Raw genomic sequence first — 14,775 nt, 5'->3', positions numbered from 1 at the left:
CCAGCAGGATGGCATCCGCCACCGACAAAAACGCCGCTTCAGGACAGGCCGCCGTCGACGGTGATGCTCTGACCGGTCACCCACCTGGCCGCGTCGGAGGCGAGGAACCCGACGACATCGGCGATATCCTCCGGCTCGCCCAACCGGCCGAGCGGTGTTCGCGCGATCAGCTCGTCGACCGGGGCGGAGGCCGCTGCGAACCCGTCGGTGTTGGTCGGTCCTGGCAAGACGCTGTTGACCGTGATGCCGCGGGCACCGACCTCGGCGGCAAAAGTACGGACAAGCTGCTCGCCGGCGGCCTTGCTTGCCGCGTAAAGGGCTTCGCCGGGCGGGCCGAGGCGGGTGGCCGCCGAAGAGATGAACACGATCCGGCCGCCATCGCGCATGCACCGGCCGGCCTCGCGCAGCGCGACGAAGGTGGCTTGGGCGTTCATCGAGAAGGCGTGCCCGTAATCGTCATCGGTGGCGGTGGCCAGCGGTCCCCGCACGAAACCGGCGGCGTTGTGCACCAGCACGTCCAGACCGCCGTAATGTTGCTCGGCCGCGCTGAGCAACATGCGGAGCTGCGCGGGATCGGCGGCGTCCGCGCGCACCGCGGTGGCGCGGCCGCCCTCAGCCTCGATGGCGGCGACCACGGACTTCGCCAGTGCTTCCTCGGTGCGGTAGTTGACGATGACGACCGCTCCACCGGCGGCCAGCCGCAGCGCGGTGGCCCTGCCGATGCCTCGCGAGCTTCCGGTGATGACCGCGACCCGGCTCATAATTCCCCCAGTTAGTCCATGACCTCAACAGTTGATACTATCTACTAAATAGTTGAGGTCATGGACTGTCAAGTACCCTCGGCACATGGACTCGGATCTGGCCGCCGCCATGCTCGAGCTGTGCTGCACGGTCGAGGGGATCAGGGCCGCCGCGAGCCGCGAACTCGACCTCACCCCGCAGCAGGCCCAGTTGCTCACCTCGGTAGCGCCCCGGGAAATGACCCACGGGGAGCTGGCCGTCCGGTTGCACTGCGACAAGACGAACATCACCGGCCTGGTCGACCGGCTGGAACGCCGTGAGCTGGTGCGGCGGCGGCCCGATCCCGACGATCGCCGGGTGACCAGGGTGTCCCTCACCGACCAGGGCACGGAACTCGTCGAGCGCTTCCGGGAGTCGGTCAGTGCGGCGATCACCGGGCGACTCACGTCCTGGCCCGCCGCCCGCCGGCGTCAGCTCGCCGACCTGGCGCGCACCACCACCGAGGCGCTCCAGTAGCTCATCGCCATTCGTGGACCTGAAGAACCGTGCCGTCCTTCGGTGACAGGCGCACGTAGCCGTCCGGGACGCGGTTGGTGTGGTGATAAGCCTTGACGCAGGCGTCGTAGAGCACCAGAGATGGCGAAACCCTAAGCGCCACACAGAGATGGACGAAGTCCTCCAGGCGCATCGCCTGCTTGCCCTGCTCGTAGCGGCAGAGCGAAGACACCGAAAACTCGTCCCCCAGCAGGGCGCACACCTCCCGTTGCGACAGTCCGCGCTCACGCCGCGCCCGCACCAGCTCCGCCGCCACCGCGTCGCCGAGTTCCCGGTCGTCCGGCGGGTAGGTCACCCTTTCCCCGCGCCAAGCCGCTGCCGCACGTCTCGCTCGAAACGGGCCTCACGACCCGCCCAGTAAAGCGACTCGTGATGATGGCCCCTGCCGATTTCCGCGACCGCGCGGTACACGCTCGAACTCTTGCGGTAGAAGGAAACCCAGTCGTCCAACGGCGCGTCCGGAGCCGGACGCAGCTTGGCGACATACGCGTGCGCGCCGATCAACGTTTTCGGTTCGGTCACCATCGCGCGCGTTCCTCCCAATCCTGCGCCTGCCCCTCGAATGCCTCGGCGGCCGAACGAACCGCGGCCGTGAGCCACCACGGGTGGAAGCCGTCGCACTCCAGCGCGCGCCAGGCGGACGCCACCGCGGCCGAAGCGGCGGCCATTTCCCACGCCAGCCTCTGATCCACCGAAGGGAACCGGTTCACCGTCGCGCTCATCGCGGTGTATTGCCGATAGGCGGACTCCCAGGCTTGAACCAACTCAAGCTCGACCATCATGCGCCCAAGGCTCGTCGAATCACCCGGACGCGAACACCTCAGGACGGGACGTATATGGACGTCCGAAGTTAAAATCTACCGTCCCAACAAGTCCCCAGGAGCAGCCGATGCCGAACGAGCGACTACGAGATGTCTTGCTGCGCAACGGTTTAAAGCTCGAAGACCTGGCCGACGCGACCGCCGTCGATCGCAAGACCGTCGAGCGCTGGATTACCAAGGGCCGGATTCCCTATCCGCGCCACCGGCATACCATCGCGGCATTGGTGCGCGAACCCGAGAACTATCTATGGCCGGACGCGGTACCGCCCGAGCGCAAAGCGGAAATCGGCGGCTCCGAAGTGGTCAAGATCTACCCTCACCGGCACTCCGCGCCCTATGAGCTGTGGAGCCGGCTCATCGACCAAGCCGAGAATCGGCTGGAAATCCTGGTGTACTCGGCAACCTTCCTCACCTACGACCCGTCACTCATCAAGCGGCTGCGACAGAAAGCCCACCAGGAAGTCAAAATTCGCATCATGGTCGGCGATCCTGGCAGCCGTGAGGTCACCCGGCGCAGCATCGAAGAGGGCATCGGCAAGACCACCCTCGCGGCCAAGGTGCGAAGCGCGCTCACGTTCTACCGTGCTTTGGCAGATGAACCGGGCATCGAGATTCGTTGCCATACGGCGACCTTGTACAACTCGATCTACAGGTTCGACGACGAAATGCTGGTCAACACGCACGTGTACGGACTCATGGCCGCGCACGCACCGCTGCTGCACTTACGGCGGCTCACCGGCGGCGACCTCTTCGAAACCTACGCGGAGAGCTTCGGCGCCGTCTGGAGCACGGCCAAGCCCCCGAAGTGGCCCTGAGGCGCGAACAGATAGGCGGTCACCGCCGCGAGTTCCACACTCCAGCCCCGCGAGTCCCACGTTCCGCGCCGGCGAGTCCCACATTCGCCCCCTCCAACCCGCCGACGGAAGCGGCAAACTCGCCGACGGGAATGGTCAACTCGCCGTGTGGAGGAGGGGACTCGCGCAGCGGGAAGGTGGGACTCGCGGGGGTGGAAGGCGGAACTCGCAGGGTACGAAGGTGGGACACGCGCGAGGGGCGGAGGGAGGGTGTAGTCGCAGCTCAGGGGGGAGATTGTGGGTCGACAGGGGGGTGTGGGGGAACGTAGATTTCGGGGTGGGGCTGTTGCCTGGGTAGGGCGAGAGTTAGAGTTGTGTATACCGTATGCGCGGTATACAGTTTGGGTTCGGCGGAGTGGAGACGAGAGATGACGGTCGACAGTGCCGGCATGTCGATGGCCGATCGGGTGCGGGCGGTGGTCGAGACCCACCGTGGCGACCGGGGCGCGCTGATGCCGATCCTGCACGGTATCCAGGCCGAGTTCGGCTACATCGACCAGGCGATGGTGCCGGTGCTGGCCACCGAGCTGAACATCTCCCGCGCCGACGTGCACGGCGTGGTCAGCTTCTACACCGACTTCCGGTCCGAGCCGGCCGGCCGCACCACCGTGAAACTCTGCCGCGCCGAAGCCTGCCAGTCGGTGGGCGCCGAGCGGCTCGTCGAGCACGCCCAGCAGGTATGGCACACCAAGGTCGGGCAGACCAGCGCGGACGGCGCGCTGACCCTCGACCAGGTCTTCTGCCTCGGCAACTGCGCGCTCGGGCCCGCCGGGCAGATCAACGGAAAGCTATACGGGCGGCTCGACGAAACCCGCCTCGACGCCATCATCGAGGCAGAAACGGGGAAGGCATGACCGAGCCCATCACGGTGTACGTGCCGCGCGATTCGGCCGCTCGCTCGGTCGGTGCGGACGAGGTCGCCGCCGCCATCGGGCGCGAAGCGGCGGCAGCCGGACGTCCGGTTCGCATCGTGCGCAATGGAACGCGCGGCATGCTCTGGCTGGAACCGCTGGTCGAAGTGGTCACCGAGCTCGGCCGGATCGGCTACGGGCCGGTCACCGAGGACAAAGTGGGCGAGCTGATCGAAAAGGGCATGCTCGACGGCGGCGAGCACGAGCTGCGCCTCGGCCGGGTGGAAGACCTGCCCTGGATGAGCGAACAGAACCGGATCTGCTTCGCCAGGGTCGGCATCACCGACCCGCTCTCCCCGACCGACTACGTCACCTACGGCGGAATGGCGGGACTCGGCAAGGCGCTGGAGCTGGGCCCGGCGGCGGTGGTCGCCGAGGTCACCGAATCCGGCCTGCGCGGCCGCGGCGGCGCCGGCTTCCCGGCCGGCATCAAGTGGAAGACCGTCGCCGACACCCCGGGCGAGCTGAAGTTCATCTGCTGCAACGCCGACGAAGGCGACAGCGGCACCTTCGCCGACCGGATGCTGATGGAGGGCGACCCGTTCTGCCTGATCGAGGGCATGACCATCGCCGCGCTGGCGGTCGGTGCCACCGAGGGCTACCTCTACATCCGCTCCGAATACCCGGACGCGGTCGACACGATGCGCCGGGCCATCGACATCGCGCACGCGCAGGACTGGCTCGGCAAGGACATCCTCGGCAGCGGGCTCGAGTTCGAGCTGCACGTACGGGTCGGCGCCGGCGCCTACATCTGCGGCGAAGAGACCTCCATGCTGGACAGCCTGGAGGGCAAGCGCGGCATGGTGCGGTCCAAGCCGCCGATCCCGGCGATCACCGGCCTGTTCGGCAAGCCGACCGTGGTGAACAACGTGCTCACCCTCGGCTCGGTACCGGCGATCCTCGCGGACGGCGCGAAGGCATACGCCGACCTCGGCGTGGAACGCTCGCGCGGCACCCAGATCTTCCAGCTGACCGGCAACATCGCGCGCGGCGGCGTGTTCGAGACCGCCTTCGGCATCTCGCTCGCCGAGCTGGTGCACAACTACGGCGGCGGCACGCTGTCCGGCAGGCCGGTGCGCGCGGTGCAGGTCGGCGGGCCGCTCGGCGCGTACCTGCCGGCGGACAAGCTGGACCTGCCGATGGACTACGAGGCGTTCACCGCGGCCGGCGCGATGCTCGGGCACGGTGGGGTGGTGGTCTTCGACGACACCGTGGACATGGCCGCGATGGCGCGGTTCGCGATGGAGTTCTGCGCGGAGGAGTCCTGCGGCAAGTGCACCCCGTGCCGGGTCGGCTCGGTACGCGGGGTGGAGACGATCGATCGCATCGTGGCCGGTGAGGATCCCGACGGAAACCTGGCCATCCTCGGCGATCTCTGCGAGCTGATGACCGACGGGTCGCTGTGCGCGATGGGCGGGCTGACCCCCAACCCGGTGCGCAGCGCACTCCAGTACTTCCCGGACGACTTCACCGCCCGGACACCAGGTCGAAGCGAGGAGAAGACCTCATGACCCTGTTCAAGGAACCCGATCTCGGCACTCCGGCCAAGCCAGGCCCGGCGACCATCGCGGTGGAGGTGGACGGCCTGCCGGTCACGGTGCCCGAAGGCACGTCCGTGATGCGCGCGGCGGCGCTGAGCGGCATCGACATCCCCAAGCTGTGCGCCACCGATAGCCTGGAGGCGTTCGGGTCCTGCCGGCTGTGCCTGGTCGAGATCGACGGCCGCCGCGGCACCCCGGCGTCCTGCACCACCCCGGTCGCCGACGGCATGAAGGTCCGCACGCAGACGCCGAAGCTGGCGAAGCTGCGTCAGGGGGTCATGGAGCTCTACATCTCCGACCACCCGCTGGACTGCCTCACCTGCTCCGCCAACGGTGACTGCGAGCTGCAGGACATGTCCGGCGTGGTCGGCCTGCGGCAGGTGCGCTACGGCTACGAGGGCGAGAACCACCTCGACCTCGAGACCGACCACAGCAACCCCTACTTCGACTTCGAAGCGTCCAAGTGCATCGCCTGCTCGCGCTGCGTCCGGGCCTGCGACGAGGTGCAGGGCACCTTCGCGCTGACCATCGAGGGCCGCGGCTTCGAGTCCAAGGTGTCCGCCGGCGGTGTGTCCTTTATGGACTCCGACTGCGTCTCCTGCGGCGCCTGCGTGCAGGCCTGCCCGACGGCCACCCTTCAGGAGAAGTCGGTGGTGGACCTCGGGATGCCGAACCGCAGCGTGCTCACCACCTGCGCGTACTGCGGCGTCGGCTGCTCTTTCAAGGCCGAGATGCGCGGCGACGAAGTGGTCCGGATGGTGCCGTACAAGGACGGCGGGGCCAACGAGGGCCACTCCTGTGTCAAGGGCCGGTTCGCCTTCGGCTACGCCAGCCATCCGGACCGCCAGCTCAGCCCGATGATCCGGGAGCGGATCACCGACGAGTGGCGCGAGGTCGACTGGGACACCGCGATCGGCTACGTGGCCGAGAAGATGCGGAGCGTCCAGGCCGAGCACGGCGTCGGCGCCATCGGCGGGATCACCTCCTCGCGCTGCACCAACGAAGAGGTCTTCGTGGTGCAGAAGATGGTGCGCACGGCATTCGGCAACAACAACGTGGACACCTGCGCCAGGGTCTGCCACTCGCCGACCGGGTACGGGCTGAAGCAGACCTTCGGCGAGTCGGCCGGCACGCAGGACTTCCGGTCGGTGGCCAAGAGCGACGTGATCGTGGTGATCGGCGCGAACCCGACCGACGGGCACCCGGTGTTCGCCTCGCGGATGAAGCGCAGGCTGCGTGAGGGCGCCAAGCTGGTGGTCGTCGACCCGCGCCGGATCGACCTGGTGCGCTCGCCGCACGTCGAGGCCGAGTACCACCTGCAGCTCGCGCCCGGCACCAACGTGGCGATCGTGAACGCGATGGCGCACGTGGTGGTCACCGAGGGACTGGTCGACCAGTCCTTTGTGGACGACCGCTGCGAGGACTTCGAGGCGTGGGCGGAGTTCATCGCCCGGCCGGAGAACAGCCCGGAGGCCACCGAAGAGATCACCGGGGTGCCCGCGGCGGACGTGCGCGCGGTGGCCCGGCTGTACGCGACCGGCGGCAACGCGGCGATCTACTACGGCCTCGGCGTCACCGAGCACAGCCAGGGCTCCACGATGGTGATGGGCATGGCGAACCTGGCCATGGCGACCGGCAACATCGGCCGGGAGGGCGTCGGCATCAACCCGCTGCGCGGGCAGAACAACGTGCAGGGCTCCTGCGACATGGGCTCGTTCCCGCACGAGCTGCCCGGCTACCGGCACGTCTCCGACGACGCGGTGCGGACGGTGTTCGAAAGCCTGTGGCAGCGGGAGATCCTGCCCGAGCCGGGGCTGCGGATCCCGAACATGTTCGACGCCGCGGTGGACGGCACCTTCCGCGCGCTGTTCGTGCAGGGCGAGGACATCGCCCAGTCCGACCCGAACACCAAGCACGTCACCGCCGCGCTGGCGGCGCTGGACCTGTGCGTGGTGCAGGACCTGTTCCTCAACGAGACGGCCAAGTTCGCGCACGTGTTCCTGCCGGGCACGTCGTTCCTGGAGAAGGACGGCACCTTCACCAACGCCGAGCGCCGGATCAACCGGGTCCGGCCGGTGATGGCGCCGAAGACCGGTAAGCACGAATGGGAGATCGTCTGCGAAATCGCGCAGGCGATGGGCTATGAGATGTCGTACCGGCATCCGCGCGAGATCATGGACGAGATCGCCGCGCTCACGCCGACCTTCGCCGGAGTGTCCTTCGAGAAGTTGGACAAGCTCGGCAGCGTGCAGTGGCCGTGCAACGACGAGGCGCCGGAGGGTACGCCCACCATGCACATGGACGAGTTCACCCGCGGCAAGGGCCGGTTCGTGCCGACCGCGTTCGTGCCCACCGAGGAGCGCAGCACCCGCAAGTACCCGCTGATCCTGACCACCGGGCGGATCCTGAGCCAGTACAACGTCGGCGCGCAGACCCGGCGCACCGGCAACATCGCCTGGCATCCGGAGGACCTGCTGGAGATCCACCCGCACGACGCCGAGGTGCGCGGGATCCGCGACGGTGACCTGGTCTCGCTGGCCAGCCGGGTCGGTGAGACCTCGCTGCGCGCGGTGCTCGCGGACCGGATGCCGGTCGGGGTCGTGTACACCACGTTCCACCATCCGGTGACCGGCGCCAACGTGGTGACCACCGAGAACTCCGACTGGGCGACGAACTGCCCGGAGTACAAGGTGACCGCCGTGCAGGTCGGCCTGCTCAGCGCCACGGCGAGCGCGAGACTCGCCGAGGAAGAGGTGCCTGCCTCGGTGCTGGCGGACTGAGGCCATGTCCGCACACACCGGCTCGCCGCAGGTCAGGCTGGCCAACGAGATCGCCGCCCAGTTCCGGCACCGGCCGCCGGAGGAGGCGTCGGCCGCCATCGCCCGGCACATCCGGATGTTCTGGGACCCGCGGATGGTGGCCGAGCTGCTGCGGCTCGGCGAAACCGGCACCGCCGCCCTCGACCCGCTCGCCCTCGGCGCCCTCCCCCTCCTCCGCTGACCAGAGGCGCGAAAAGGGTCGGCGGGGGTGTCGATTTGCGGGGTGGCTGATCGACGCCTGGGTAAAGGCCACTCTGGAGGGACATCGAAGATGAAGAAGACACTGTTCACCGCAGCCGCCATGATCGCCGCCTCGCTGCTGGTCGTGGGGTCCGGGCAGGCCGGCGAGAAGGCGGAGACCGGCAAGGGGCGCGGTCACTACGTGCCGGTCAACGGGCTGGACATGTACTACGAGGAGTACGGCAAGAGCACCGGCACACCGCTGGTGCTCCTGCACGGCGCGTTCTCGGCGACCGGGACCTCCTTCGGCGAGCTGATCCCGTTCCTGTCGAAGCATCGCCGGGTCATCTCGGTCGAGCAGCAGGCGCACGGCCACACCGCGGACATCGACCGGCCGCTGCGGATGTCCACGATGGCCGAGGACACCGCCGCCCTGCTGGGCAAGATCGGCGTCACCAACGCGGACTTCTTCGGATACAGCATGGGCGCCGGGATCGCGCTGGAACTCGGCATCCGGCACCCCGAACTGACCCGCAAGCTGGTGCTGGCCTCGGTCTCCGCCAAGCCCGAAGGACTGCACCCCGGCGTGCTGGACGGGATCAAAGACCTCGAGCCGAGCATGCTCGAAGGCAGCGTGTTCCACCAGGAGTACCTGCGGATCGCGCCGCGCCCGCAGGACTTCCCCAAGCTGGTCGAGCGGGTCAAGGAGATGGACGGCAACCTGCCGACCGTGCCGGACGAGGCGGTCCGGGGCGTCAAGGCACCGACGCAGCTGATCATCGGTGACTCCGACATCGTCCGGCCCGAGCACGCGGTGGAGCTGTTCCGACTGCTCGGCGGCGGCGTCATGGGCGACACCCCGGAGGGCCTGCCCGCCTCCCAGCTGGTGGTGCTGCCCGCGACCTCCCACATCACCCTGCCGTCGCGGGACGACCTGCTGCGCCCGGCGATCCCGGCCTTCCTGGACGCGCCGATGCCGAAGTAGCGCCGGTCAGCGGGGGGACAGCCCGCTGAGCAGATGATCGATGATGCCCTCGAGCAACTCGGGGGCATCATTTTTTTCGAACGAACCGTTGGCGGTCAGCGAAGCGAACCCGTGCAGCGCCGAGGCGGCCACCATGGCGATGCCCGCCGGGTCGCCGGCCACCACCTCGCCGGCTTCCTGCGCCTCGACGATCGGGCGCAGAATCGCCACCCCCAGCCGTTCCCCCGCCGCGACGACCTGGTCCGAGACCAGCGGGTCGTGCTTGCCGGTGTACATCACTTCGAGCAGTTCGGGCTCCGCGATCGCGAAGTCCACGTACGCCCTGGCGAGCGCGAGTAGCCGGCTGCGGATGTCACCGGGGCCGGTGTTCGCGCGTTCCATCGCGCCGGCGAGCCGGTCCAGCCCGGTCAGCGCGAGCGCGTCGAGCAGCGCCCGCTTGTCCTTGAAGTGCCGGCTCGGCGCCGCGTGGCTCACGCCGAGATCCTTGGCGAGCTGACGAAGCGACAGTGCGTCGGCACCCTTCTCCCGCAGTGTCTGCTCCGCGCGGGCGAGCAACGCGGCACGCAGGTCTCCGTGGTGGTAACGACGCATGCGGGGAGCATACAACCCATGTAGTCGCCGCCATCATTGTAGGCGTTGACAACTTTGTAGGCGGTGACTACATTGGCGGCCATGACGAACTGGAACGCAACCGACCTGCCCGATCTCCACGGCCGCACCGCGGTCGTCACCGGCGCCAACAGCGGACTCGGCATCGCCACCACGGAGGCGCTCGCGGCCGCCGGAGCGCATGTCGTGCTCGCCGTGCGCGACCTCGACCGCGGCCACGCGGCGGCGAAGACCATCGACGGCAGCACCGAAGTCCGTCGGCTCGACCTCGCCGACCTGTCCTCCGTACGCGAGTTCGCCGGGGACTGGGCAGGCGATCTGGACCTGCTGATCAACAACGCCGGGGTGATGGCGGTCCCGGAGGCGCAGACCAAGGACGGCTTCGAGCTGCAGTTCGGCACGAACCATCTCGGTCACTTCGCGCTGACCAACCTGCTGCTGCCGCACGTGACCGATCGCGTGGTCACCGTGTCCTCCGGCGCCCACCGCGCGGGACGGATCCACTTCGGCAACCTGAACCTGACCGGCGAGTACGGCCGCGTCCGCGCCTACGGCCAGTCCAAGCTGGCGAACCTGCTGTTCACCCTGGAACTCCAGCGCCGCCTCACCGCGTCGGGTTCCACCGTGCGCGCGTTCGCCGCGCATCCCGGCTGGGCCGCGACCAACCTGCAGAGCCACAGCGGCAGCCGGGTGGTCAACGCCTTCGCGCCGCTCGCGAACAAGCTGTTCGCGCAGGACAGCAAGGCAGGGGCGCTACCGACGCTGTACGCCGCGACCCAGGATCTGCCCGGTGCCAGCTACCTCGGCCCGGACGGCATCGGCGAGATGCGCGGCGGCCCGACACTGGTCAGCCGCACCTTCGCGGCCAGCGACCCGGAGGACGCCAAGCGGCTGTGGGCGGTCTCCGAAGAACTCACCCGGGTCACCTTCCCACTGACCGTCGCTGCCTGACGGCGGCCTAAGGCAGTTCGTACCCGCTTCGGGAATAGCGCACCAGCCAGCCCCGCGGTGTCATGCAGATGGTCTTCCGGCGCTTGTCGGATTCGTCGTTGAGCGACGTGAAAACGAGATTCTCCTGCTCCAGCGCCTTGATGTGGGTACGCATCCGCGGCATGGAGTTGAAGCCGAACTCTTCGAAATCACCTGGTGAGCACCAGCCGCGACCGGATGCCAGATCATCGAAAACCTGCCAGGCACGCTTGGTCAGATCGGTCTGCTCGTTGTGCCGGTCGGCCTGTTCGGCCAGCCAGGCCCGGAAATACCCGTCGTACTCACTCGCGTCACCCGACAGGGTGCCTTCTTCGAGTAGCCAGAAGGAAAAGTCGCGGGCGTACTTGAACGCGTTCCGCAGATTGCAGTTGAGCACGTCGTAGAGGTATTGGAACGATTCGGGTCCCAGCGGCGCCACCGCGTTCTCGTCGACGCGGTAGCGCTCTATTCGCCGCTCGATCGCGGCGGAGACATAACCGTCCGAAATGGGCCTGATCTCCAGCGGCTCGGCCAGCCTGCCCTCCAGACGCTGGGAGGACACCGCGGTCCGGACTATCCCGCGGGCACCGCACAGGATCCAGCGAAGACCGCGCCGGTTCAGCAGCGGGTCGCGCAAACCTTCCAGCAGCCGGCGCGCGTTCTGGGTGGTTTCCAGCAGTTCGAGATTGTCTATCACGCCGACGAAACCGCCGCTCTGGTTCGTCGGGAACAACTGCGGCAGCCATTCGTCGATGGTCGCCTTGAAACCGGAATCGGCGAATCCGGCCGAGGAGTTCACCGACCGCCCCCTGCTGCCCCCGGCACCGAAACCCAGCGCGCTCACGTTGGTCCCGGTGCTGTGCAGCAGCGGGGCGCGCAGCCAGCTCCGCACGTCCGCGATATCCGGTACCCGATGCGCGTACCGGCGAAGGACCGGATACTCCTTGTCGATGGTGCTGGCGATCTGGTAATACACCTTCTTCACGAACTCATCTACCGAATCTTCGGGATTCAGCTGGAATACTTCGCACAGCGGAAGGAAAAGCTGCGGCGATTCGCCCGCCTCACTGGAGGACCGCAGCCGGTAGGCCACCACGGACAGCAGGCTGGTCTTGCCGACCCCGTTGTCTCCTTCAATGGTCACATGGTTTCCGCACTCGGCCACCCGGACCTCGAGCTTCTTGATCTCCTCCTCCCGGCCGACCAGCAGCTCGTTGCCCTCCTCGGTAGCCGGCATCGGCTCGGTCTGATAAGGATTCTCCTGGAATCCGAAGTTGTGCCACACGAAGATATGTCGGCAGACGGACTGGAAAGCGTTACATTTGGCGGCCGTAAACCAATATTTAATAGTATGAATAACACGTCTGCGCTAGGTTGATCGGATGGGAATCTCGCTGAGCGACGCCGTCCGCAAGCTGCTGGACGACCCGAACTACGCCACCCTGGCCACCGTCAACGCCGACGGCAGCCCCCAGACCTCCGCGATGTGGGTCGGCCGCGACGGTGACGACCTGCTGTTCTCCACCGTCGCCGGGCGGCTGAAGGAACGCAACATCCGCCGCGACCCCAGGGTCAGCGTGACCATCATGGCCCGCGAGAACCCGGAGGAGTACACCGAAATCCGCGGCACCGCGACGATCGAGGGCGGCGGCCGCGAACTCGACGAACGCCTGTCCTGGAAGTACGACGGCAAACCCGCCGGGGAGGACGCGCCCGGCGCCGTCCGGGTAACCGTCCGCGTGACCCCCAGCAAAGTCACCGGCCACGTCTCCTGATCACTCCGGCGTGGCCTCGTGGGCGCGCTGGGCGTCCTGGCGGCGCTGCTCCTCGCCGGCCACGATCGGCGCGGCCAGGAACTGCTCGGGTATGGCGAACGCGTCGACCAGCGTTCGGGCGTGCGGGCGCAGCTGCGCGCACAGCTCATTCACCGCGGACACCACGGCTTTCGACCTGGCTGAGGTGAGCCGGCCGTGCTCGAGGAACCACGCCCGGTCGGCCTCGATGTTCGACAGCACGTAGAGGTCGCACAGCCGATCCAGCAGCAGTTTCGCGTCCTGGTCGGCGCACCGGTCGATGGCCGCCACAAAAGCCTCCAGCACCACCCGGTCCACATGCGCGCGGCCGGCCCGCAGCACATGGTCCTGTGCGTCATTGAAGACACTGAAGACACTGAAGGCGTCGTCCGAACTCGAAGCGGCCCGGCGCAGGCGACGCGCCACACCGTCGAGCACGTGCTCTTCGCGGTCCTCGAACAGCTTCACCTGCCAGCCGCGGTCGAACAGCGCGTCTTCGTCGTCGCGGCCGGGACTGGCATCCACCAGCCGCTCGATCAGCTTGCGCGCGGCGGTCCGCTCGATCACCACGCCCATGAACTGCTCGGCCGCGAACTTCGCGGTGGCGAGCGGGCTGAGGTCCTCGAAATGGTCCTTGTAACTGGTCAGCAGGCCCTTGGCGACCAGCTGGAGCAGCACCGTGTTGTCACCCTCGAAAGTGGTGAACACGTCGGTGTCCGCCTTGAGCGAGGGCAACAGGTTCTCCGCGAGGTAGCCCGCGCCGCCGCATGCCTCCCGCGCGGCCTGGATCGTCCGCGTGGCGTGCCAGGTGGACACCGCCTTGATCCCGGCGGCGCGCGACTCCAGCTCCCGCTGCCGCTCCTCTTCGACGTCCTTGCTGCCCTGGATGTCGTGCAGCGTGGCGACGAGCTCCTCCTGCGCGAAGTGCAGCGCGTAGCTGGTGGCCAGCGCGGGCAGCAGCTTGCGCTGGTGCGCGCGGTAGTCCAGCAGCAGCACCTCATCCGGATCGCCGGGCCGGTTGAACTGGCGGCGGATCTCGCCGTAGCGGACGGCGATGGTGAGCGCGCGTTTGGTCGCGCTGCCCGCGCTGCCGGCCACGCTGACCCGGCCGCGGATCAGCGTGCCGAGCATGGTGAAGAAGCGCCGCCCGTCGCTCTCGATCGAACTGGTGTAAGTGCCGTCCTCGGCGACCTGGCCGTACCTGTCCAGCAGCGCATCACGCGGCACGCGCACCTGGGAGAAGGTCAGCCTGCCGTTGTCCACCCCGTTCAGCCCGGCCTTACGCCCGCAGTCCTCGATCAGCACGCCCGGCATCGGGCTGCCGTCGTCGTGCCGGATCGGCACCAGGAAGGCGTGCACCCCGCGCCGCTCGCCGCCGGTGACGAGCTGGGCGAACACCGCGGCCATCCGGCCGTCCCGTGCCGCGTTGCCGATGTAGTCCTTGCGCGCCGCCGGATGCGGGGTGTCGATCACGAACTCGGCCGTCGCCGGGTCGTAGCTGGCGGTGGTGCGCAGGTGCTGCACATCCGAGCCGTGCCCGGACTCCGTCATCGCGAAACAGCCGGGCAGCTCCAGGTCCATGATCGGCCGGAGGTAGCGCTCGTGGTGCTTCGCCGTGCCGAGCAGCTGCACCGCGCCGCCGAACAGACCCCATTGGACGCCGGCCTTGACCATCAGCGACAGATCGCCGAAACCGAGCATCTCGAAGGACATCACCGAACCGCCGATGTCGTCGGCTCCGCCGTACGCCCTGGCGAAACCCAGCCTCGGCCGGTCGCTCTTGGCCAGCTCGTGCAGCTGCTCCAGCACCTGGGCGCGGTGCTGCTCGACGTCGAGCTCGATGCCGTCCCGGAACCGGGTGCCGGACATCTCGGTGCGCACCGAGCGGCGCAGTTCGGCCCAGCGGCCGTCCAGTACGGACGTCAGCGCCGCTGGGCCGACCTTGGCGGGAATCTCCGGAAGATCCATGCGCTCAGCGTCTCTCACCGACGCCGACG

General features: G+C 68.1%; 16 protein-coding genes. 9 read left to right on the top strand and 7 right to left on the bottom strand.

The annotated features are described in order from the left end of the window. Positions 1 to 38: 38 nt before the first annotated feature. On the bottom strand, positions 39 to 761 hold the full coding sequence (locus tag AMYNI_RS0123035) for an SDR family oxidoreductase (protein WP_020670415.1): 723 nt from the start codon (positions 759 to 761) through the stop codon (positions 39 to 41). Positions 762 to 846: 85 nt separating this feature from the next. Here AMYNI_RS0123035 and AMYNI_RS0123030 point away from each other — a divergent pair, with 85 nt between their 5' ends. Continuing rightward, the gene (locus AMYNI_RS0123030; protein WP_020670414.1) at positions 847 to 1,257 is read left to right on the top strand and encodes a MarR family winged helix-turn-helix transcriptional regulator; all 411 of its coding nucleotides are present in this window, start codon (positions 847 to 849) and stop codon (positions 1,255 to 1,257) included. A gap of 1 nt (position 1,258) precedes the next feature. Here the strand turns inward: AMYNI_RS0123030 and AMYNI_RS0123025 are convergent, their stop codons facing one another. Genes AMYNI_RS0123025 through AMYNI_RS0123015 form a run of 3 tightly spaced genes read right to left on the bottom strand, consistent with a single transcriptional unit; the run spans position 1,259 to position 2,078 of the window. After that, complete coding sequence (locus AMYNI_RS0123025; RefSeq protein WP_020670413.1) at positions 1,259 to 1,591, bottom strand: helix-turn-helix domain-containing protein; 333 nt, start codon at positions 1,589 to 1,591, stop codon at positions 1,259 to 1,261. Beyond that, positions 1,588 to 1,821 (bottom strand): AMED_5909 family protein, encoded by a 234-nt coding sequence (locus AMYNI_RS0123020; RefSeq protein WP_020670412.1) that lies wholly within the window; start codon positions 1,819 to 1,821, stop codon positions 1,588 to 1,590. The genes AMYNI_RS0123025 and AMYNI_RS0123020 overlap by 4 nt, the downstream gene beginning before the upstream one ends. After that, a complete protein-coding gene (locus AMYNI_RS0123015; RefSeq protein ID WP_020670411.1) occupies positions 1,815 to 2,078 on the bottom strand; it encodes a hypothetical protein in 264 nt (87 codons plus the stop codon). Before AMYNI_RS0123015 ends, AMYNI_RS0123020 begins: the two co-directional genes overlap by 7 nt. A gap of 107 nt (positions 2,079 to 2,185) precedes the next feature. Here AMYNI_RS0123015 and AMYNI_RS0123010 point away from each other — a divergent pair, with 107 nt between their 5' ends. The 6 genes from AMYNI_RS0123010 to AMYNI_RS0122985 all read left to right on the top strand — a co-directional run bounded on the left by AMYNI_RS0123010 (position 2,186) and on the right by AMYNI_RS0122985 (position 9,407). Continuing rightward, positions 2,186 to 2,932 carry an XRE family transcriptional regulator gene (locus AMYNI_RS0123010; protein WP_026360810.1) on the top strand — a complete coding sequence of 249 codons (747 nt, stop codon included), beginning with the start codon at positions 2,186 to 2,188 and terminating at the stop codon, positions 2,930 to 2,932. A gap of 407 nt (positions 2,933 to 3,339) precedes the next feature. Further along, on the top strand, positions 3,340 to 3,825 hold the full coding sequence (locus tag AMYNI_RS0123005) for an NAD(P)H-dependent oxidoreductase subunit E (protein WP_020670409.1): 486 nt from the start codon (positions 3,340 to 3,342) through the stop codon (positions 3,823 to 3,825). Beyond that, on the top strand, positions 3,822 to 5,393 hold the full coding sequence (locus AMYNI_RS0123000) for a formate dehydrogenase beta subunit (protein ID WP_020670408.1): 1,572 nt from the start codon (positions 3,822 to 3,824) through the stop codon (positions 5,391 to 5,393). Before AMYNI_RS0123005 ends, AMYNI_RS0123000 begins: the two co-directional genes overlap by 4 nt. Continuing rightward, positions 5,390 to 8,203, top strand: a complete 2,814-nt coding sequence (gene fdhF, locus AMYNI_RS0122995) for a formate dehydrogenase subunit alpha (RefSeq protein ID WP_020670407.1) — start codon at positions 5,390 to 5,392, stop codon at positions 8,201 to 8,203. The genes AMYNI_RS0123000 and fdhF overlap by 4 nt, the downstream gene beginning before the upstream one ends. A 4-nt stretch (positions 8,204 to 8,207) precedes the next feature. Further along, a complete protein-coding gene (locus AMYNI_RS0122990; protein WP_020670406.1) occupies positions 8,208 to 8,423 on the top strand; it encodes a formate dehydrogenase subunit delta in 216 nt (71 codons plus the stop codon). Positions 8,424 to 8,513: 90 nt separating this feature from the next. Beyond that, positions 8,514 to 9,407, top strand: a complete 894-nt coding sequence (locus tag AMYNI_RS0122985; RefSeq protein WP_020670405.1) for an alpha/beta fold hydrolase — start codon at positions 8,514 to 8,516, stop codon at positions 9,405 to 9,407. A 6-nt stretch (positions 9,408 to 9,413) separates the two neighbouring features. Here AMYNI_RS0122985 and AMYNI_RS0122980 read toward each other — a convergent pair whose 3' ends face one another. Further along, positions 9,414 to 9,998 carry a TetR/AcrR family transcriptional regulator gene (locus AMYNI_RS0122980; protein ID WP_020670404.1) on the bottom strand — a complete coding sequence of 195 codons (585 nt, stop codon included), beginning with the start codon at positions 9,996 to 9,998 and terminating at the stop codon, positions 9,414 to 9,416. A gap of 81 nt (positions 9,999 to 10,079) precedes the next feature. Here AMYNI_RS0122980 and AMYNI_RS0122975 point away from each other — a divergent pair, with 81 nt between their 5' ends. Next, on the top strand, positions 10,080 to 10,967 hold the full coding sequence (locus AMYNI_RS0122975) for an oxidoreductase (RefSeq protein WP_020670403.1): 888 nt from the start codon (positions 10,080 to 10,082) through the stop codon (positions 10,965 to 10,967). Between the two features lie 7 nt (positions 10,968 to 10,974). On the opposite strand, the gene AMYNI_RS0122970 is transcribed toward AMYNI_RS0122975, so the two are convergent. After that, positions 10,975 to 12,222 (bottom strand): hypothetical protein, encoded by a 1,248-nt coding sequence (locus AMYNI_RS0122970; protein ID WP_157357456.1) that lies wholly within the window; start codon positions 12,220 to 12,222, stop codon positions 10,975 to 10,977. A 145-nt stretch (positions 12,223 to 12,367) separates the two neighbouring features. Here AMYNI_RS0122970 and AMYNI_RS0122965 point away from each other — a divergent pair, with 145 nt between their 5' ends. Beyond that, positions 12,368 to 12,760: a PPOX class F420-dependent oxidoreductase gene (locus tag AMYNI_RS0122965; RefSeq protein ID WP_020670401.1), complete on the top strand. Its 393-nt coding sequence runs from the start codon at positions 12,368 to 12,370 to the stop codon at positions 12,758 to 12,760. Here AMYNI_RS0122965 and AMYNI_RS45200 read toward each other — a convergent pair whose 3' ends face one another. After that, complete coding sequence (locus AMYNI_RS45200; protein WP_020670400.1) at positions 12,761 to 14,746, bottom strand: acyl-CoA dehydrogenase family protein; 1,986 nt, start codon at positions 14,744 to 14,746, stop codon at positions 12,761 to 12,763. Positions 14,747 to 14,775: the final 29 nt, after the last annotated feature.

Source organism: Amycolatopsis nigrescens CSC17Ta-90 (assembly GCF_000384315.1).
Taxonomy (GTDB): Bacteria; Actinomycetota; Actinomycetes; order Mycobacteriales; family Pseudonocardiaceae; genus Amycolatopsis; species Amycolatopsis nigrescens.
Note: the sequence above shows the minus strand (reverse complement) of the source record. Positions and strands in the feature narration are given on the sequence as shown.